19 protein-coding genes and 1 riboswitch are annotated in these 18,793 nt (G+C 60.3%); of the genes, 11 read left to right on the forward strand and 8 right to left on the reverse strand.

The window, feature by feature from the left end; translation table 11 throughout:
• Nucleotides 1-84: 84 nt before the first annotated feature.
• A complete protein-coding gene (locus tag AO065_RS04815) occupies nt 85-1,539 on the reverse strand; it encodes a TrkH family potassium uptake protein (protein ID WP_004884289.1) in 1,455 nt (484 codons plus the stop codon).
• Nucleotides 1,540-1,713: 174 nt separating this feature from the next.
• Between AO065_RS04815 and AO065_RS04820 the strand changes: the two genes are divergently transcribed.
• Nucleotides 1,714-2,274, forward strand: a complete 561-nt coding sequence (locus tag AO065_RS04820) for a nitroreductase family protein (RefSeq protein WP_004884291.1) — start codon at nt 1,714-1,716, stop codon at nt 2,272-2,274.
• Nucleotides 2,275-2,280: 6 nt separating this feature from the next.
• Here the strand turns inward: AO065_RS04820 and AO065_RS04825 are convergent, their stop codons facing one another.
• From AO065_RS04825 to AO065_RS04850, 6 genes are all read right to left on the reverse strand, one after another.
• Nucleotides 2,281-3,636, reverse strand: a complete 1,356-nt coding sequence (locus AO065_RS04825) for a sensor histidine kinase (RefSeq protein ID WP_004884293.1) — start codon at nt 3,634-3,636, stop codon at nt 2,281-2,283.
• A gap of 90 nt (nt 3,637-3,726) precedes the next feature.
• The gene (locus AO065_RS04830; RefSeq protein ID WP_004884295.1) at nt 3,727-4,197 is read right to left on the reverse strand and encodes a hypothetical protein; all 471 of its coding nucleotides are present in this window, start codon (nt 4,195-4,197) and stop codon (nt 3,727-3,729) included.
• Nucleotides 4,198-4,317: 120 nt separating this feature from the next.
• Nucleotides 4,318-4,995 (reverse strand): response regulator transcription factor, encoded by a 678-nt coding sequence (locus AO065_RS04835; RefSeq protein WP_004884298.1) that lies wholly within the window; start codon nt 4,993-4,995, stop codon nt 4,318-4,320.
• Nucleotides 4,996-5,002: 7 nt separating this feature from the next.
• Entirely contained in the window at nt 5,003-5,410 is a 408-nt protein-coding gene (locus AO065_RS04840; protein ID WP_004884300.1) for an SH3 domain-containing protein, read from the reverse strand.
• A 155-nt stretch (nt 5,411-5,565) separates the two neighbouring features.
• Nucleotides 5,566-5,865 (reverse strand): YciI family protein, encoded by a 300-nt coding sequence (locus AO065_RS04845; RefSeq protein WP_004884303.1) that lies wholly within the window; start codon nt 5,863-5,865, stop codon nt 5,566-5,568.
• Nucleotide 5,866: 1 nt separating this feature from the next.
• Complete coding sequence (locus AO065_RS04850) at nt 5,867-6,463, reverse strand: septation protein A (protein WP_004884304.1); 597 nt, start codon at nt 6,461-6,463, stop codon at nt 5,867-5,869.
• A 65-nt stretch (nt 6,464-6,528) separates the two neighbouring features.
• Here AO065_RS04850 and AO065_RS04855 point away from each other — a divergent pair, with 65 nt between their 5' ends.
• The 8 genes from AO065_RS04855 (at nt 6,529) to arfB (ending at nt 13,881) form a co-directional block, all read left to right on the forward strand.
• Complete coding sequence (locus tag AO065_RS04855; protein ID WP_004884306.1) at nt 6,529-7,392, forward strand: PHP domain-containing protein; 864 nt, start codon at nt 6,529-6,531, stop codon at nt 7,390-7,392.
• Nucleotides 7,393-7,405: 13 nt separating this feature from the next.
• A complete protein-coding gene (locus tag AO065_RS04860) occupies nt 7,406-8,035 on the forward strand; it encodes an L-threonylcarbamoyladenylate synthase (RefSeq protein WP_004884308.1) in 630 nt (209 codons plus the stop codon).
• 119 nt (nt 8,036-8,154) lie between these two features.
• Entirely contained in the window at nt 8,155-8,853 is a 699-nt protein-coding gene (locus AO065_RS04865) for a segregation and condensation protein A (protein WP_173335978.1), read from the forward strand.
• Between the two features lie 15 nt (nt 8,854-8,868).
• On the forward strand, nt 8,869-9,648 hold the full coding sequence (scpB, locus tag AO065_RS04870) for an SMC-Scp complex subunit ScpB (protein WP_054540874.1): 780 nt from the start codon (nt 8,869-8,871) through the stop codon (nt 9,646-9,648).
• Between the two features lie 396 nt (nt 9,649-10,044).
• Nucleotides 10,045-10,236, forward strand: a complete 192-nt coding sequence (locus AO065_RS04875; RefSeq protein WP_004884318.1) for a DUF1289 domain-containing protein — start codon at nt 10,045-10,047, stop codon at nt 10,234-10,236.
• Nucleotides 10,237-10,421: 185 nt separating this feature from the next.
• The gene (rluB, locus tag AO065_RS04880) at nt 10,422-11,645 is read left to right on the forward strand and encodes a 23S rRNA pseudouridine(2605) synthase RluB (protein ID WP_004884321.1); all 1,224 of its coding nucleotides are present in this window, start codon (nt 10,422-10,424) and stop codon (nt 11,643-11,645) included.
• Nucleotides 11,646-11,942: 297 nt separating this feature from the next.
• Nucleotides 11,943-13,352, forward strand: coding sequence for an amino acid permease (locus AO065_RS04885; RefSeq protein WP_004884323.1), 1,410 nt, complete (start codon nt 11,943-11,945; stop codon nt 13,350-13,352).
• Between the two features lie 115 nt (nt 13,353-13,467).
• The gene (arfB, locus tag AO065_RS04890) at nt 13,468-13,881 is read left to right on the forward strand and encodes an alternative ribosome rescue aminoacyl-tRNA hydrolase ArfB (protein ID WP_004884324.1); all 414 of its coding nucleotides are present in this window, start codon (nt 13,468-13,470) and stop codon (nt 13,879-13,881) included.
• A 57-nt stretch (nt 13,882-13,938) separates the two neighbouring features.
• Here the strand turns inward: arfB and AO065_RS04895 are convergent, their stop codons facing one another.
• Nucleotides 13,939-14,451 (reverse strand): 6,7-dimethyl-8-ribityllumazine synthase, encoded by a 513-nt coding sequence (locus AO065_RS04895; protein WP_004884325.1) that lies wholly within the window; start codon nt 14,449-14,451, stop codon nt 13,939-13,941.
• Nucleotides 14,452-14,577: 126 nt separating this feature from the next.
• Nucleotides 14,578-14,745, reverse strand: a riboswitch (FMN riboswitch).
• A gap of 212 nt (nt 14,746-14,957) precedes the next feature.
• Between AO065_RS04895 and ltaE the strand changes: the two genes are divergently transcribed.
• Together ltaE and alaS are read left to right on the forward strand one after the other, a co-directional pair.
• Nucleotides 14,958-15,962: a low-specificity L-threonine aldolase gene (gene ltaE / locus AO065_RS04900; protein WP_004884326.1), complete on the forward strand. Its 1,005-nt coding sequence runs from the start codon at nt 14,958-14,960 to the stop codon at nt 15,960-15,962.
• A 143-nt stretch (nt 15,963-16,105) separates the two neighbouring features.
• Nucleotides 16,106-18,730, forward strand: coding sequence for an alanine--tRNA ligase (gene alaS / locus AO065_RS04905; protein WP_004884327.1), 2,625 nt, complete (start codon nt 16,106-16,108; stop codon nt 18,728-18,730).
• Nucleotides 18,731-18,793: the final 63 nt, after the last annotated feature.

An 18,793-nucleotide genomic window follows, 5' to 3' on the forward strand; every position in this document is an offset into this window, starting at 1 on the left:
GATTTGGCAGTACGCTGTGTCGTGGCAAAAACGTGTTCATTCAGCAGATTACGTGTTGTTTGATAAGAGGCGGCTTTCCGCGAATCAATGCCGCCAGAACGCAGGCACGCACAGCACCAGCACGGTGATGATCTCCAGACGTCCCAGCAGCATCCCGCCGGACAGAATCCACTTTGCCGCGTCCGGCAGGGTGGAGAAGTTGCCCGCTGGCCCGATGACTTCGCCCAGCCCAGGTCCGACGCCTGACACCGTGCTGGCTGCCCCGGTGAGTGCTGTCATCCAGTCCAGACCCAGCAGCGACAGCATCAGCGCGATCAGGCAGATGGTGATGGTGAAGAAAAACGAGAACGTCAGAATCGAACGCACGATCTCGTCGTCCAGCCGGTGGCCGTTGTATTTCTGCTTCATCACAGCACGTGGATGGATCAACTGGTTGAGGTTGGTCTTGAGCAGGATATAGGCAACCTGGAAGCGGAAAATCTTCACGCCACCCGCCGTCGAGCCGGAACAGCCGCCGATGAAACCCAGATAAAAGAACAGCATCAACGAGAAATTGCCCCACAGGCTGTAGTCGCCCAGTGCAAAGCCTGTGGTCGTGACCACCGACGTGACGTTCAGCGCTACGTGACGCAACGCCTCGGTCCATGGCAAGTCAGTGGTGTTCGCGTACCAGACGGTCATCACCAGCCAGGTGATCAGCAACAGACCGATCAGCCCTTGCACCTGCTCGTCCCGGAACAACGCACCCCGGTTGCCGCGCAGCGTGGCGACGTACAAGGTGAAGGGCAGGCTGCCGAGGATCATCACCACGATGGCGACCCAGTGCACCGCAGGCTGTGGCCATTTCGCCAGGGACATGTCAGACGTCGAGAAACCCCCGGTGGAAATCGCCGACATCGCATGATTGATCGCGTCGAACAGGCTCATGCCCGCCATCCAGAACGCCAGGCTGCCCAGTGCGGTGAAGCTCACATAAGCCAGCACGATGAACTTGGCCACCATGTGCGAACGGGGCATGACCTTTTCGGAGCGGTCGGACGATTCGGTCTGGAACAGCCGCATGCCACCGATCCGCAGCAGAGGAAGAATCGCCACGGCCATACCGATGAAGCCGATGCCGCCCAGCCAGTGCAGCATCGAGCGCCAGATCAGAATGCCCGGAGACATGCTGTCCAGGTTGCTGAGCACGGTAGAGCCGGTCGCGGTGATGCCGGACATGCTTTCGAAGAAGGAGTCGGTGTAACTGATGTGCTGGGTCAGCAGAAACGGCAGCGCCGCGAAGATGCACACCACGATCCAGCTGGAGACCGTGAGCATGTACATGTCCCGTGGACGCAACTGAACGTGCTCCGGCCGACCCGGCACCACCATCGCAAGCCCGGCGATGAAGGTGATGGCGCTGGCCCACAGAAACGAGCGCAGGTCTTCGAAGCGGTCGTAGATGACCAGCGTGGCCATGGGCACAATCATGGCGACAGCCAGCGTGATCAGGAAGATGCCGATGATGAAACCGATGATGCGAAGGGTCGGCAACGACATGAAGGGCTCTGACTGCAATGAAGAAAGGCGCCATTCTACCCGCGCGCGTGGTCATGTAAACCAGCATGGCCGGGCCTTGCGTTCGACATTGCCTGTAAGTAATTGCCCGTCGTGCTCGTTATTGAACCTGTACAGGCTCTAGAATGCCCGATCAACTTTGAAAGGAGACAGCCCATGCAGGCGCTCGACGCTTTGCTCAACCGCGTATCGGTTCCACGTCTGGTCGATCCGGCCCCGGATGCCGCACAGCGCGAAATCATGTTCGGCGCAGCCTTGCGCTCGCCTGATCACGGCCAGTTGCGTCCGTACCGTTTCCTGACCGTCGAAGGTACGGCGCGCGAGCGGATGGGCGCCTTGCTGGCCGAGGCGCTGGAGCAGGGCGGTGGCGAAATCACGCCGCAGGCGCTGGACAAGGCTCGCCTGGGACCGTTGCGGGCGCCATTGGTGGTCGTGGTGATTGCGCGGTTGCAGGATCACTTCAAAGTGCCGCGCAAGGAACAGCTGATTACGGCCGGGTGTGCGGCGCATGGCGTATTGCTGGCAGCTTACGCGCTGGGCGTTGGCGCAGTCTGGCGCACAGGCGAGCTGTCGTATTCGCCGCACGTGGCCAAAGGGCTGGGGCTTGACGCTGGCGAGGAAGTGGTCGGTTTTCTGTACCTGGGCACGCCGCTGAACCCGCCCCGCGAAGCACCGAAAGTGGACGTGGGCGGGTTTGTCAGCGAATGGCAGGGCTGATCGGCGTCAGACCGATGAGGGATTGACCGGCTCTGGCGGCAAATCCAGTGTGGCGATAAAACCGCCCTCGGGATGATTGCCCAGGGTCAGGCTGCCGCCATGACGCTCGGCAGCGCGTCGGGCGATGGCCAGTCCCAGGCCGTGACCCGGCGCGGTCTGGCCGGGCGCGCGATAGAACGGCTCGCCCAGTTGCGCCAGATGTTCCTCGGCAACGCCCGGACCATGGTCGCGCACGCTCAGACGTATGCGGTTGTCCACCCGAGTCGCCTGCAAGTCGATGCTCTGGCCCGGCGGGTTGAAGCGCAGGGCATTGCGCAGCAGGTTGTCCAACGCACGCTCGATCATGTCGGGCCAGCCTTGCAACTGCAGGTCGCTTTGTACCTGGACCCGAATAGCCTGCTCGGCACCGTCGAGTTGCGTGTCGTTCTTCAACCGGTGCAACAGCCCGTCAAGATCCACCGGCTCGGCGCTGCCAAAGTCGGCGTCCAGACGCGCCAGGGCCAGAATCTCGCTGATCAGTGCTTCCAGCCGATCACATTCGCGGCCCAGACGCGGCCACAGCTTTTCACGCTCGGCAGGTTCGGCGCGCTCGGCCAACGCCAGTGCGATGCGCAGGCGCGCCAGCGGCGAGCGCAATTCATGGGATACATCACGCAGCAACTGACGCTGACTGCCGATCAGGCTTTGCAGGCGTGCGCCCATCCGGTTGAAATCGGTGGCCAGCACGCCGAACTCGTCACGCCGATTGGCCAGTTGCGCCAGGCTGTGCTGTTGATAACTGGTCTGCCCCAGATCGTGCACGGCGCCGCGCAAACGGCTCAGCGGTCGGGTGATCGACAGCGTTACGAACAGACTGAACAGGGTCAGCACGACCAGCGCGATGCCCAGCGCACTCAGCGGCCACATCAGGCTCTGGCGATGCCATTGATCAAGTTCAGGGTGCGGAATCCGGTAGATGAACAGGTACGTTTCGCCGGTCTTGGGGCTGGTGTATTCGGTGGCCAGACGACGCCATGGCAGTTTTCTGCCCTCATCGTCGTCATCGCCTTGCTGCTGACGCGCTTCGAGGGCGGCTGCGCGCGGCGGAAAGGTGCCGCGCACGACCGGTTCTCCGCTGTCGTTCAGTACTTGAACGTCGATACGGCTCCGGCGTTTGAGGGTTTGCAGGTAATCCTGAGACGCGTCGGCGCCTTGCTCTTCGAACCGCTGTGTCCAGTTTTCCGGCAGCTCGTTGAGCACCGGATGGCGGCTGAGGATCCAGGCGTCCTGATTGAGCATGTGCCCGAGCAGAATCGACAGGCCTGCAACCAGAGCAATGGCCAGCCAGAAACTGGCCAGGATTCGCCAGAACAATGAGCGCACAGGTTTTCCTCGGTCAAGAAATGAACAAGCCCGGCATGCTCGAGCATGCCGGGTTGGTTGCAATCAGTCTGCCGTCAGGCGTGACTGATGTTATTGCGTCTTCGCAGCCTTGGCTGCTTTCCAGGCCTTGAACTCGGCCCATTCGGCACGACGCTCGTCCTGCTTCTTCTTGATTTCGTCGAACTGCTTCTGCTGATCAGGCTTGAGCAGGGCGCGAATCTGAGTGTCGGTTTCGTTACGCTTGGCGTTGATCTCGTCCTGCATGGCTTTCTGCTCGGGGGCAGGCATCTTGTCCAGGTAGCGCTGAGTGATGTCACGACGTTCGTGCATCTGGTCGCGCATCAGGCGGTCGATCTGCTGACGCTGTTCACGTGACAGGTCCAGATCACGGAAAGGGCCAGGACCTGGGCCGCGATGCATGCCTGGGCCTGGGCCACGGTCGTCGCGCTCCATGTGCATGGCAGGTGCGCCGGCTTCAGGGCCTGCAGGCGGCGGTGGAACAGCCATGGCAACGGTAGGCAGGGCGGCAGCAAACATCAAAGCGATCAGGGTCTTGCGCATGGTGTATCTCCTTGTCTCTAGTGCGGCTCTATGCCGTTGAGCCCAGTTTAGGGAGATCAAGGTCAAGCGCGGTCAGGGCTTGGTAAAGCTTGTGTAAGGACCGTCAGGGCCGGGAAGCGCTCAGAGGCTGTAATAGTAGCCACGGCTGCGCAGCGCCACGATGCGCGGACGACCATCCGGATGCGGGCCGATTTTCTTGCGCAGGTTGCTGACGTGCATGTCCAGGCTGCGGTCGTAGAGGGTGAGCTTGCGGCCCAGCGCCAGTTGCGCCAGCTCCTGCTTGTCCAAAGGCTCGCCGGGCTGACGCAGCAAGGCGTCCAGCAGGCGGCTTTCCGAGACCGTGAGTGTCAGTTCTTTCTCATCGATACTGACCACGCCGCGCATCGGGCTGAAGGTCAGGTCGCCAAGTTCAAGCTGGGTTGACGAAGCGACCGGGTGACTGCGACGCAGGACGGCGCGCAGGCGGGCGGTCAGTTCGCGGGGATCGCAGGGCTTGGCCAGGTAATCGTCGGCGCCAAGCTCCAGGCCCAGAATACGGTCCAGCGGCTCGCCGCGTGCCGACAGCATGACCACTGGCAGGTCGGGATGCTCGGACCGCAGTTGCTTGAGCAGCTCAAGACCGCTGCCGTCGGGCAGCATCACATCCAGTACCACGGCGGAAGGGGCCTGGTCAGCGAGGGCCTGACGCGCACTGTTGCCATCATGGCAGGCGCGCACCTGAAACCCTTCCTGACTCAGCCAACTGCTCAGCAGCTCACAGAGCTCCTGATCATCATCAATTAGTAACAGCTCGCTCATGACTCACTCAATTTAGCCACTGCCGACGTTGCCTACGCCAACCGCTGACAAATATACCGCACAGAAGGGCGATCATCGCAACGCCACCCCCTGCGACGAACCATTGTTGTTGCTCGGTCAGCAGACGCGGCGGCGTGGCTGACAGTGCCTCTTTGAGCTGCAACTTGAGCTTTTGGTTCTCTTGACGCAAACGGCCCAGCAGTGCGCTGTCGCGTTCGGTGTTCTGCACCTGCTTCATCAGCTCTTCGCGCTGGCGCTCGCTGTTGACGAGCCGCGACTGAAGGTCTGCGATCTGGCTGGCTGAACTTGAATAATGCGTCGGCGGTGACGCCCCGACGATGTCCGTCCCTTCCGCCTGAACCTGCAGGCTTGTACTCGATATCGCTATCAGCAGACACAACGTACCTGAACGCATCTGAACTCCCGTTGACCCGAACCGTTTTTGTTTGAATCTCGGCAGGCTATCGGCAGCGCGTCAGGAATGATGAATATTGCGCAGGAAGTCGAGGCGGCAGGGCCCTGCGAGGTTTCAGGCAGGACTGCTGCCGCCCAGAGGGCGTTGACGACGGATCAGGGCAGAACTTTCTTGAACGGCTTGACCACAACGTTGGCGTAGACGCCCGCCTCGACGAACGGATCAGCCTTGGCCCAGGCTTCTGCTGCTGCCAGGGAATCGAACTCGGCAACAATCAGGCTGCCGCTGAAACCGGCTGCGCCTGGATCATTGCTGTCGACCGCAGGGTTTGGGCCGGCCAGTTCCAGACGGCCTGCATCCTTGAGGGCATTAAGGCGCTCAAGGTGCGCAGGGCGTACGCTCAAACGTTTTTCCAGCGAGTTTTCGACGTCAGTGGCGATGATTGCGTAGAGCATGTCAGTCCTCGGATTTGGTCGTGGTGGTGGCAGTGTCGTTCATGTGGCGGGACAGGTAGATACCCTGTGCGACCAGGAAAATCAGGGTCATGGCCAGACTGCCGAAGACTTTGAAGTCGACCCAGAACTCCTGATACGTGAAGGCCACGTAAAGGTTGGCCGCGCCGCAGAACAGGAAGAAGAAGATCCAGGCGATGTTCAGTTTGGTCCAGATGGCCGCAGGCAACGTGAGAGCGTGGCCCATGATGCGCTGGATGAGCGGGCGATCACCAATGAAGTGGCTACCGGCAAACGCCAGCGCAAACAGCCAGTTGACCACCGGTGCTTTCCACTTGAGGAAGGTTTCGCTGTGGAAGGCCAGTGTCAGGCTGCCGAACACCAGGCAGGCAATCAGAGTCAGCCACTGGCTTTTCTCCAGCTTGCGCTGCTTTATATAGAGGATGCCGTAGACCACCACCGAACTGATGATCAGCATGGCCGTGGCGCTGAAAATGCCGCCTACCGTATAGCTGTTGCCGAGGATCTCGACAACGCGCGGTTCGGTTTTGTAGACAATGAAAAACAGGAGCAGCGGGATGAAGTCGATGAATTGTTTCACAATGGCAGCCAGAAGCAGGATGTAGCGGCATAATAACAAACATCAATGACTGCGAAAGCACCACTATGAATGTTGATCTGCATTGCCACAGCACCGCTTCGGACGGGGCCTTGTCGCCCACCGCACTGGTGACGCGTGCTTATGAAAATGGCGTGCGTGTCCTTTCGCTCACCGACCACGACACCCTCGAAGGCCTCGAAGAAGCCCGCGAGACGGCGCATTCACTGGGTATGCAGCTGGTCAACGGCGTCGAGTTGTCCTGCACCTGGGGCGGGGCGACCATCCATATATTGGGTTACGCGTTCGACACCAAGGCCCCTGCACTGACCGAAGCGATTGCGCGTTTGCACGAAGGACGCTGGTTGCGGGCTGAAGAAATCAGTCGCAAATTGGCGATCAAAGGTATGCCCGGAGCGCTGGAAGGCGCCCGGGCGATCCAGAAAGAGCTGGGCGACAGCGGCAATGCGCCGGCTCGTCCGCACTTCGCCGACTTTCTGGTGCGTGAAGGTTTCGTCAAGGATCGTGCCGAGGCATTCCGAAAATGGCTGGGTGCGGGCAAACTGGGCGACGTCAAGCAACACTGGCCGACACTCGAGGACACGGTGGCGACCCTGAGGGCCTCGGGCGCCTGGGTCAGCCTCGCGCATCCTTCGCATTATGACTTTACCCGCAGTAAACGGCGTAAACTGGTCGGCGATTTCATCCAGGCAGGTGGTCACGCCATCGAAGTGGTCAATGGCATGCAGCCTGCCGATCAGGTCGGAACCCTGGCGATCCTGGCGCGGGAATTCGGTCTGCTGGTCACTGCCGGCAGCGACTTCCATGGCCCCGGTGCCTGGGGCGAGATTGGCATTTACCGCCCCGTGCCCGAGGATTTGCCACCTCTGTGGTGCAGATTCAAACATGATCAACCTACTGCCGCCGTCTGAACAGGAAGTTACCGTGAGTCAATTTTTCCAGGTCCACCCGGAGAACCCGCAACCGCGCCTGATCAAACAGGCTGCGGAAATCATCAAGGCCGGCGGGCTGGTGGTGTACCCGACAGATTCGTCCTATGCGCTGGGTTGCCAGATTGGCGACAAGAGCGCCATCGAGCGTATCCGTCGTCTGCGTCAGCTGGACGACAAACACAACTTCACGCTCATGTGCTGCGATCTCTCGCAACTGGGACTGTTTGCCAAGGTCGACACCGGCGCCTTCCGCGCGCTCAAGGCCCACACGCCGGGGCCGTACACCTTCATTCTCAACGCCACCCGTGAAGTGCCGCGTCTGGTCCTGCACCCGAAGCGTCGTACCATTGGTCTGCGCGTGCCCAGCCATCCGATCGCTCAGGCGCTGCTGGAGCAACTGGGCGAGCCGCTGATGAGCGTCAGCCTGATCATGCCCGGAGACACGGTGCCGTTGAGTGACCCGTATGAAATGCGCCAGATTCTCGAGCATCAGGTGGACCTGATCATCGACGGCGGCATCGGTGGTATCTCGGCCTCCACGGTTATCAATCTGTCCGAAGGCGAGCCGCAGGTGATCCGTGTCGGCTGTGGCGACCCGACGCCGTTCGGTGACGACGCGTAATGACAGTGGTCGAGACGGTCGACAGTCAGGCCGACGCCCAGCAGGAGCTGCCGTTTGCGCTGGTCTACGGACAGGCGCTCACGCAGATGCCGCTGGATCTCTATATTCCGCCGGACGCGCTGGAAGTCTTTCTTGAGGCGTTCGAAGGCCCGCTCGACCTGCTGCTTTACCTGATCCGCAAACAGAACATCGACATCCTCGACATCCCGGTGGCGGAAATCACCAAGCAGTACATGGGGTATGTCGAGCTGATGAAAACCGTGCGCCTGGAGCTCGCGGCCGAGTATCTGGTGATGGCTGCCATGCTCGCCGAGATCAAGTCGCGCATGTTGCTGCCGCGTTCGGCGGAAATCGAGGAAGAGGAAGGCGATCCGCGTGCCGAACTGATTCGTCGGCTGCAGGAGTACGAACGTTTCAAGGCCGCAGCCGAAGGCATCGATGGCCTGAAGCGGGTAGGGCGCGATGTCATCGTGCCGAAACTGGACGCCCCCGAAGCCCGAGCGCGCAAGCTGCTGCCGGATGTCAGCCTTGAAGAAGTGCTGATGTCGATGGCCGAAGTGCTGCATCGCGGCGACATGTTCGAAAGCCACCAGGTGAGCCGCGAAGCGCTGTCCACTCGCGAGCGCATGAGCGATGTGCTGGAACGCCTCAAGGGCGGCGGTTTCGTGCCGTTCGCCGAGCTGTTCACCGCCGAGGAAGGGCGACTGGGTGTAGTGGTGACATTCATGGCCGTGCTGGAATTGGTCAAAGAATCGCTGGTCGAGCTGGTCCAAAACGAGCCCTTTGCGGCGATCCATGTCCGGGCGCGAGCCGAGTAGACCTAGAGCACACCCATGAACCTCAACGAACCCCGCGAACTTGCGCCCTTGCTTGAAGCGTTTCTGCTGGCGTCCGGAAAGCCGCAAACGCTCGACCGGCTTTATGAGCTGTTCGAAGAAGGCGAGCGTCCGGAGCCGCCGATCTTCAAGAAGGCTCTGGACATACTGCGCAAGTCTTGCGACGGCCGCGCCTTTGAACTCAAGGAAGTCGCGTCCGGCTATCGTCTGCAGATTCGTGACAAGTTCTCGCCTTGGGTCGGACGTTTGTGGGAAGAACGGCCCCAACGCTATTCCCGCGCCATGCTGGAAACCCTGGCGCTGATCGCCTACCGCCAGCCGATCACCCGAGGCGAAATTGAAGATGTGCGGGGTGTGGCGGTCAACAGCCACATCGTCAAGACGCTGATGGAGCGCGAGTGGATTCGGGTGGTGGGTTACCGCGATGTGCCCGGCAAACCGGCGATGTTCGCCACCACCAAGGGTTTTCTCGACCACTTCAACCTCAAGAGCCTGGATGAACTGCCGCCGCTGGCTGACCTGCGCGAGATGGAAACCGAGCCTGAGCTGGACTTTGAAGATGCGCCCGTACCCGCGCACCTTCAGGCGCTGGCCGACGCCAGTCTGGACGTCAATGAAGAGCCCGAGCCGCCGCGTGACGAGACCAGCTTCCGCAGCCTGTTGGTCGAACTGGACTCGATGGAGCAGGGGTTGAAGACGGACTTCGATGATCTGTTGCGGGCCGAGCCTGAGTCGGTTGATGAAGACGAGCCCGATCAACCCCCCAAGCCTGACTGACTACCCTGCGTACGAAGTTCAGCTATATGTGGGAGGCGGCTTGCCGGCGATGCGTTCAGTGCCTGACCTGACGCCATCGCCGGCAAGCCGCCTCCCACCGTCCGTGGTCGCAGCAAGACTCGGATATAACGCTGAGGACAAGCATGGGCATGATCGGCGTGCTTGAGACCACGCTGATCGTTCCTACGCTCCGCGTGGGAATGCCGCTCAGGACGCTCCGCGTCCGCTCTCGAATGTGGCNCCAAGCTCCAGCGTTATCCACGTCATGCGTTAGGCTCACTGAATCCGCAATCTGCGTCACCTATGTCGCGTCATGCGATGATCTTCATCCGTTCGAATTCATCCCCCCGCCTGCGGTCACACGTTCAGTCATCTTCCCCATGAGAGTTGCTGTCCATGAGTTCAACCAAGAACCCCTGCATCAGCCTGTGCAAATTCGATGACGACATTTGCCTGGGATGCGGTCGCAGCAAGCGGGAAATCAAGGCCTGGAAGAAGCTGGAGAAGGATGAAAAGCGCGACGTGCTCAGCGAATCGGCCAAGCGTCTGGCGAAGCTCAAGACCGGTGGTCGCAAAAAGAAGAAGTGATACGGGGAATTGCACAGCAGGCTGGATGCGTAAAAGGCCGCATGAGCGTATGATGGCCGACCCTCGGCGATAACCCTTTCGCCAGGGCTTTAAAGTATTCTGCCTTGCCGCTCTCCACCGCGCGCCGGGCACAGGTCTCGCCGGTTCTCGGTCAGCCCTGATTCGACACACCGGGAGGTGCCCAGATGAGTGAAAAAGACAAGCAGGACAGCCAGGAAATCGGACCCGCAGGCGAAAAGCTGCAGAAGGTTCTGGCACGCATTGGCGTCGGTTCGCGCCGCGACGTGGAAGCCTGGATCACCCAGGGCCGCATCAAGGTCAATGGCAAGGACGCGACCCTCGGTCAGCGTGTTGACCTGCACGACGCCATCAGCGTCGACGGCCGCGTGATCAAGCGCGAAGAGGCAGCCGAAACGGTTCGCCGCGTCATCATGTACAACAAGCCTGACGGCGAAATCTGCACCCGTGACGACCCAGAAGGGCGCCCGACCGTATTTGATCGTCTGCCGCGCCCGAAAGAAGGCCGCTGGATCAATATCGGTCGTCTGGACATCAACACCACCGGTCTGCTGATGTTCACCACCGATGGTGAACTGGCCAACCGCCTGATGCACCCTTCGTTTGAAATGGACCGTGAGTACGCAGTGCGCGTACGTGGCGAAGTCGATGACGAGATGCTGGAGCGCCTCAAGACAGGCGTCGTCCTCGAAGACGGACCTGCGCGTTTCACTGACATCCAGCAGGCACCGGGCGGCGAAGGCTTCAACCACTGGTATCACTGCGTGGTGATGGAAGGTCGTAACCGCGAAGTCCGTCGTCTCTGGGAGTCCCAGGGTCTGGTGGTCAGCCGTCTGAAGCGCGTGCGTTACGGACCGGTGTTCCTGAACTCTGACCTGCCGATGGGTCGCTGGCGCGAAATGAGTCAGTACGAAGTCGACATTCTGGCTGCCGAAGTCGGCCTGACACCTGTGGCCCAGCCGCAGATGAATGCCAAGACCAAGGAAAAGCTCGAGCGTCTGCAGCGCCAGTCGTCCCGTCCGTTGGGCAAAGGCGAGCGCGTTCGTACGCTGCGTCCTGCCGCTGGCGCACCGGCGTCCGGCGAGCGTGCGCAGCGTCAGCCGCAGATCACCGGCAGTGATCGTGACCGTCCACGTGGCGATTCGACCCAGCGCCCATCGCCGCGCAAGGACTCCGGCAAGCCGGGTTCGCGTTCGCCGCGTCCGGCCGATAACAGCCGTGGTACTCCGGTGGCTGAGCGTCCGAGCGAAATGAACAAACGCCCGGCCAAGCCAGCACCCAAGCGTGCCGGTATCAAACTGGTCGACGATGATGCGCCGTCAGGCAAGCGTCGTGGTCCACCGGCCGGTTCGGGTCAGCGCCCAGGCTTCGGTCGCCGCAAGCCACAGTAAACGTGGCGTTGTGAGCAACGTGCGTGAATAAACGGAAACGCCAGCCCTCAGCGGCTGGCGTTTCCGTTTCCGGATGTTTTCATTCTGCGAAATGATTTGAATAAACAACCCCGCACGTCTGGCTGCCCTCTTTTAAACCTCGATGTGGAGGCCGGTGTACAATGCCGCGCTTTTTTCTGTGAATCACTGCTGTTTTGAAACGCTCGGGGCTACCCGTCCCGCGTGCTGCATTCTGTTACGTCACGAGCGCAACAGGTCCTATTCCGTCACAGAACAAGAACAATCAGGTGGCTTTTGATGAGTGAACAAAACTCAGCGTCTGGCGAGTTGAAGCGTGGTCTCAAGAACCGACACATCCAGTTGATCGCCCTCGGCGGCGCCATTGGCACTGGCCTGTTTCTCGGTTCGGCAGGCGTGCTGAAGTCGGCCGGTCCTTCGATGATTCTCGGTTACGCGATTTGCGGCTTCATTGCCTTCATGATCATGCGCCAGCTTGGTGAAATGATCGTCGAAGAGCCGGTGGCCGGATCGTTTAGCCATTTTGCGCACAACTACTGGGGCGGCTTTGCCGGTTTCCTGTCTGGCTGGAACTGCTGGCTGCTGTACATCCTGGTCGGCATGTCGGAACTGACGGCAGTCGGCAAATACATTCATTACTGGTTGCCCGATATCCCCAGCTGGGTCTCGGCGGCAGCCTTCTTCGTGCTCATCAACGTCATCAACCTGGCCAACGTCAAAGTGTTCGGCGAAACCGAATTCTGGTTCGCGATCATCAAGGTCGTCGCGATCATCGGCATGATCGCGCTGGGCAGCTACATGCTGGTCAGTGGCAGCGGCGGACCGCAGGCGTCGGTCAGCAATCTCTGGGAGCATGGCGGATTCTTCCCCAATGGCGTCAGCGGTCTGGTGATGGCGCTGGCGATCATCATGTTCTCGTTTGGTGGCCTGGAGATGCTCGGCTTTACCGCTGCCGAGGCAGAACAGCCGAAAACGGTCATTCCCAAAGCCATCAATCAGGTCATCTACCGCATCCTGATTTTCTACATTGGCGCGCTGGTGGTGCTGCTCTCGCTCACGCCCTGGGACAGCCTGCTGACCAGCCTCAATGCATCGGGCGATTCCTACAGCGGCAGCCCGTTCGTGCAGGTGTTCTCGATGCTGGGCAGTGACACCGCTGCGCACATCCTCAACTTCGTGGTCCTGACCGCAGCGCTGTCGGTCTACAACAGCGGCACCTACTGCAACAGCCGCATGCTGGTCGGCATGGCCGAGCAGGGCGATGCGCCCAAGGTACTGGCGCAGGTGGACAAGCGTGGTGTACCGGTCAAGGCGATCTTTGCCTCGGCTGCCGTGACACTGGTAGCGGTGCTGCTCAACTACTTCGTTCCGCAGCATGCGCTGGAACTGCTGATGTCGCTGGTGGTGGCCACGCTGGTCATCAACTGGGCGATGATCAGCTACTCGCACCTCAAATTCCGTCAGCACCTGGACCGTACGCAACAGGTCCCGCTGTTCAAGGCTCTGTGGTATCCCTACGGCAACTACTTCTGTCTGGCATTCGTGGTGTTCATTCTGGGCATCATGTTGATGATTCCCGGCATTCAGATATCGGTCTACGCGATACCGGTCTGGCTGGCGGCAATGTGGCTTTGCTACCGGATCAAGAGTCGGCGCAACCTGGTCGTGGCGTCTGCAGCTGCCAAGTAGCGTGATTCGTTTTGAAGAACCCGGCTCATGAGGCCGGGTTTTTTATGTCAGCCATGCACGTCGGCTGCGAGCGGCGTATCCTTGGCGTTCATTTTGATTCAACGTAGATGCTTTCATGCTGGTGATTTCCAACAACGTCCATCTGCCGGACACTGAAATCGAGTTGACCGCCATTCGTGCCCAGGGCGCGGGTGGGCAGAACGTCAACAAGGTGTCCAGTGCCATGCATTTGCGTTTCGACATTCACGCGTCCTCGCTGCCACCTTTCTACAAGGAGAGGCTGCTGGCGCTGAGCGACAGTCGGATTACCAGCGATGGCGTGATCGTGATCAAGGCGCAGCAATACCGCACGCAAGAGCAGAACCGTGCCGATGCGCTGTTGAGGCTGAGCGAGTTGATCGTCAATGCAGCGAAGGTCGAGAAAAAGCGCAGGCCGACGAGGCCGACTCTGGGTTCCAAGACTCGCAGGCTGGAGTCCAAGAGCAAGCGGGGTTCGATCAAGGCAGGGCGGGGAAAGGTAGACTTCTGATCAGACGAGGCTGCATCTGATGCGCAGGGCAGTCAGTGCAGCCTCATCCTCACCGGTTTAACGAGCGGCTTTCTGCTGAAGCTCGTGACGACGCAGGGCGCGCACCTTGTTCAGGGTGTCGGCACAGGTCTTGGCAGCTTCTTCGCCCTTGTGCACGAAGTGATCGAAGAAGAACTTCTGATGCTCTTCGCCCGCATGGAAGTGATGCGGCGTCAGCACCACGGAGAAGACCGGCACTTCTGTTTCCAGCTGGACCTGCATCAATGCGCTGACCACGGTCTGTGCGACGAACTCGTGGCGATAGATGCCACCGTCCACGACCAGAGCGGCACCGACGATACCGGCGTAGCGGCCCGAATTGGCGAGCAGTTTGGCGTGCAGCGGGATCTCGAAAGCGCCGCCTACTTCAAAGAAGTCGATATCGCTTTCGGCGTAGCCGTGGTTGGCCATTTCGGCGACAAAACCTTTACGGCTCTGGTCGACGATTTCCTTGTGCCAGCAGGCCTGGATGAACGCGACGCGCTCGTTCGGATGACTTTTGCTTTTGCTGTCGATTGCAGTGGGTTGCACGTGTTCTGACTCCTGTTTATAGAAAAAACAGGGCATTTGGATCGAAAGGGATTCTAGTCGCGTAGGAAAACCGCTTGAGCGTTGTCGTTCAAGATGAGGTTTTGCAGACGTTCTTTTAGACGCCACTCCCGCTCTCTCTTCATCCGGACTATGACCGTCGGCCCCGGAATCACACCGGGTCTGCTGACCTTGCGAGTCATCAGCCGTTGCTGTCGACCCTCAAGCGCTCGCGGGCTAGACGCATTGCGCGTCATTACCGCCGGTGGGGAATTACGCCCCGCCCTGAGAACGTTGCCGACACATTTCGTGGCCGGCGCGGGATTTTTATCACAGATCCTTGGATCATGCATCGACACTTTCGTACAGTGAACCTGCCTTTTCCTTATATAAGCAGCGCAGTGCCGACCCGTTCAGGCTTGATTATCATGTAGCGAGGCCTCAGTAATGCCTTGTTGCAACTGCAGGGTCGCTGCATTATCGACCTTCGAATTTCAGGGAGCTTTTTCGTGACAGTCATTGATCTGCGCAGTGACACCGTGACTTTACCGACGGCTGGCATGCTCGATGCCATGAACAAGGCGCCTGTTGGCGATGACGTCTACGGGGAAGACCCGACGGTCAATCGTCTGGAAGCCACACTGGCCGAACGCCTGGGCTTTGCCGCTGCGCTGTTCGTGCCCTCCGGCACCATGAGCAACCTGCTGGCGTTGATGGCCCACTGCGAACGTGGCGACGAATACATCGTCGGTCAGCAGGCCCACACCTATAAATACGAGGGCGGCGGCGCTGCGGTGCTGGGCTCGATTCAGCCGCAGCCGCTGGATGTGCAGGCCGACGGCTCGCTGGACCTGCAGCAGGTCCGCGACGCCATCAAGGCCGACGACTTCCACTTTGCCCGCACCCGTCTGCTGGCGCTGGAAAACACCATGCAAGGCAGGGTGTTGCCGTTGTCCTATCTGGCCGACGCACGCGCCATGACCATTGAGAAAGGCTTGGGCCTGCATCTGGATGGCGCTCGGCTATATAACGCAGCGGTCAGGCTGGGAGTCGATGCGCGCGCGATCACCCGTCATTTCGACTCCGTTTCGATCTGCCTGTCCAAAGGGCTAGGCGCTCCGGTCGGCTCCGTGCTTTGCGGCTCCCATGAACTGATTGCCAAGGCGCGCAGGCTGCGCAAGATGGTCGGCGGTGGTATGCGTCAGGCCGGTTCACTGGCGGCTGCCGGGCTCTACGCGCTGGATCACCAGATCGAACGTCTGGCCGACGATCACGCCAATGCGCAGTTTCTCGCTGATGGCCTTGCCGGACTGGGCTATAGCGTTGAACCTGTGCAGACCAATATGGTGTATGTGGACATCGGTGACCGGGCCGCCGCACTCAAGGCATTCTGTGCCGAACGTGGCATCCGGCTCGTGGCCGCGCCACGCCTGCGAATGGTCACGCATATGAATGTTTCACGTGCAGATACCGAGCGAGTCATTGCAGAGTTCGCCGGGTTTGCACGCCAATGACACGCCAATAGTCCAGTTACTTGTGTCTATCGTACAAACAGACTGTACCGAGGGCGCAACGCCTATATAATGCGGCCCTTTGCCGTCGCTACGTCTTTGACGTTTTGCAATTGCCTCTGGCCGCAGTCTCCGTGGAAGAACCTATGAAAAGCGCAGAAATCCGTGAAGCCTTCCTTGGCTTCTTCGAAGAGCAGGGCCACACCCGTGTCGCCTCTAGCTCCCTGATTCCGGGCAACGACCCGACCCTGTTGTTCACCAACGCAGGCATGAACCAATTCAAGGATTGCTTCCTCGGCCAGGAGAAGCGTGCCTACACCCGCGCCGTCACCAGCCAGAAGTGCGTGCGCGCCGGTGGCAAGCACAACGACCTGGAGAACGTGGGTTACACCGCTCGTCACCACACATTCTTCGAGATGCTGGGCAACTTCAGTTTTGGCGATTACTTCAAGCGTGACGCCATCACCTATGCCTGGACGTTCCTGACCTCCGAAAAATGGCTGAACCTGCCCAAGGAAAAACTCTGGGTCACGGTTTACGCCACTGACGATGAGGCGTACGACATCTGGACCAAGGACATCGGCGTACCTGCCGAGCGTATGGTTCGCATCGGCGACAACAAGGGTGCGCCTTACGCCTCCGACAACTTCTGGACCATGGGCGATACCGGCCCGTGCGGTCCTTGCAGCGAGATCTTCTTCGATCACGGTCCTGAAATCTGGGGCGGCCCTCCAGGCTCGCCGGAAGAAGACGGCGATCGCTACATCGAGATCTGGAACAACGTTTTCATGCAGTTCAACCGTACCGCTGACGGCGTGCTGCACCCGCTGCCAGCCCCTTCGGTCGATACCGGCATGGGCCTTGAGCGCGTGAGTGCGGTGCTGCAGCACGTTCACTCCAACTATGAAATCGACCTGTTCCAGAGCCTGCTGGCGGCTTCCGCCAAGGCCATCGGTTGCACCAATGACAATCAGGCTTCCCTGAAAGTCGTGGCCGACCACATCCGTTCGTGCGGCTTCCTGATTGCCGACGGCGTGCTGCCATCCAATGAAGGCCGTGGCTACGTGCTGCGCCGCATCATTCGTCGCGCCTGCCGTCACGGCAACAAACTGGGCGCCAAGGGCAGCTTCTTCTACCAGATCGTTGCTGCACTGGTCGCGGAAATGGGCGCTGCGTTCCCGGAACTGGTTCAGCAGCAGGCGCACATCGAGCGCGTACTGAAAGCTGAAGAAGAACAGTTCGCCAAGACCCTTGAGCAGGGCCTGAAAATTCTCGAACAGGACCTGGCTGAACTCCAGGGTTCGGTCGTGCCAGGCGAAGTCGTGTTCAAGCTTTACGACACCTACGGCTTCCCGATGGACCTGACCGGCGACATCGCTCGCGAGCGCAACCTGACGCTGGACGAAGCAGGCTTCGAGCGTGAGATGGACGCCCAGCGCGTGCGCGCCCGTTCGGCCAGCTCGTTCGGCATGGACTACAACAGTCTGGTCAAGGTCGACGCGGCAACCCTGTTCACCGGTTACTCGGCGACCACGGGCAGCGCCAATGTCGTAGCGCTGTACAAGGACGGCCAGTCCGTTGCGCAACTGAGTGAAGGCGAAGAGGGCGTCGTGATCCTCGACACCACGCCGTTCTACGCCGAATCCGGCGGTCAGATCGGTGACAGCGGTTTCCTGCAGGCGGGCGAGGTACGTTTTGACGTGCGCGACACCACCAAGACCGGCGGTGCGTTCCTGCACCACGGCGTCGTGGCCAGCGGCAGCCTGACCGTAGGCACCCAGGTTGAAACCGAAGTGTCGGCCGAGGTTCGTCAGGCCACGGCACTGAACCACTCCGCTACCCACTTGCTGCACGCGGCATTGCGTAAGGTGCTGGGCGATCACGTTCAGCAGAAAGGCTCTTTGGTCGACAGTCAGCGCCTGCGCTTCGACTTCAGCCACTTCGAAGCCATCAAGCCTGAGCAGTTGCGTGAGCTGGAAGACATCGTCAACGCCGAGATTCGCAAGAACACCCCGGTCGTGACCGAAGAAACCGACGTCGAGACCGCCAAAAAGCGCGGCGCGATGGCATTGTTCGGCGAGAAGTACGGCGACAGCGTTCGCGTGCTGAGCATGGGCGGTGATTTCTCCGTCGAGCTGTGCGGCGGTATCCACGCCAACCGTACCGGCGACATTTCGCTGCTGAAGATTGTCAGCGAGGGCGGTGTCGCTGCCGGTGTGCGTCGTATCGAAGCAGTGACCGGTGCTGCGGCACTGGACTGGCTGAACTCGGCCGAAGACCAATTGAAGGAAGCCGCGACGCTGGTCAAAGGCAATCGCGACAACCTGCTGGACAAGCTGACGGCTGTGCTTGAGCGCAACCGTCTGCTGGAAAAGCAACTGGAGCAACTGCAGGCCAAGGCCGCCAGTGCTGCGGGCGACGATCTGTCGTCGGCTGCGCTGGATGTCAAAGGCGTCAAGGTTCTGGCCACACGCCTGGATGGTCAGGACGGCAAGGCGCTGCTGGCGCTTGTCGACCAGTTGAAGAACAAGCTCGGCCGCGCAGTGATCCTGCTCGGCAGTGTTCATGAAGACAAGGTTGTCTTGGTTGCAGGCGTGACCAAGGACCTGACTGGCCAACTCAAAGCCGGTGATTTGATGAAACAAGCGGCCGCAGCGGTAGGCGGCAAGGGCGGCGGTCGTCCTGACATGGCTCAAGGTGGCGGTGTCGATGCAGGTGCGCTGGATGCTGCGCTGGCACTGACCGTTCCTTTTGTAGAGCAGGGTATCTGAATCGAATCCGCAGGCCCGCCCGCGCAAGGCGGGCCTGTCACGCGAATTCGACGATCAATGGGT

This window comes from Pseudomonas viridiflava, assembly GCF_001642795.1.
In the GTDB taxonomy this organism is placed as follows: domain Bacteria; phylum Pseudomonadota; class Gammaproteobacteria; order Pseudomonadales; family Pseudomonadaceae; genus Aquipseudomonas; species Aquipseudomonas viridiflava.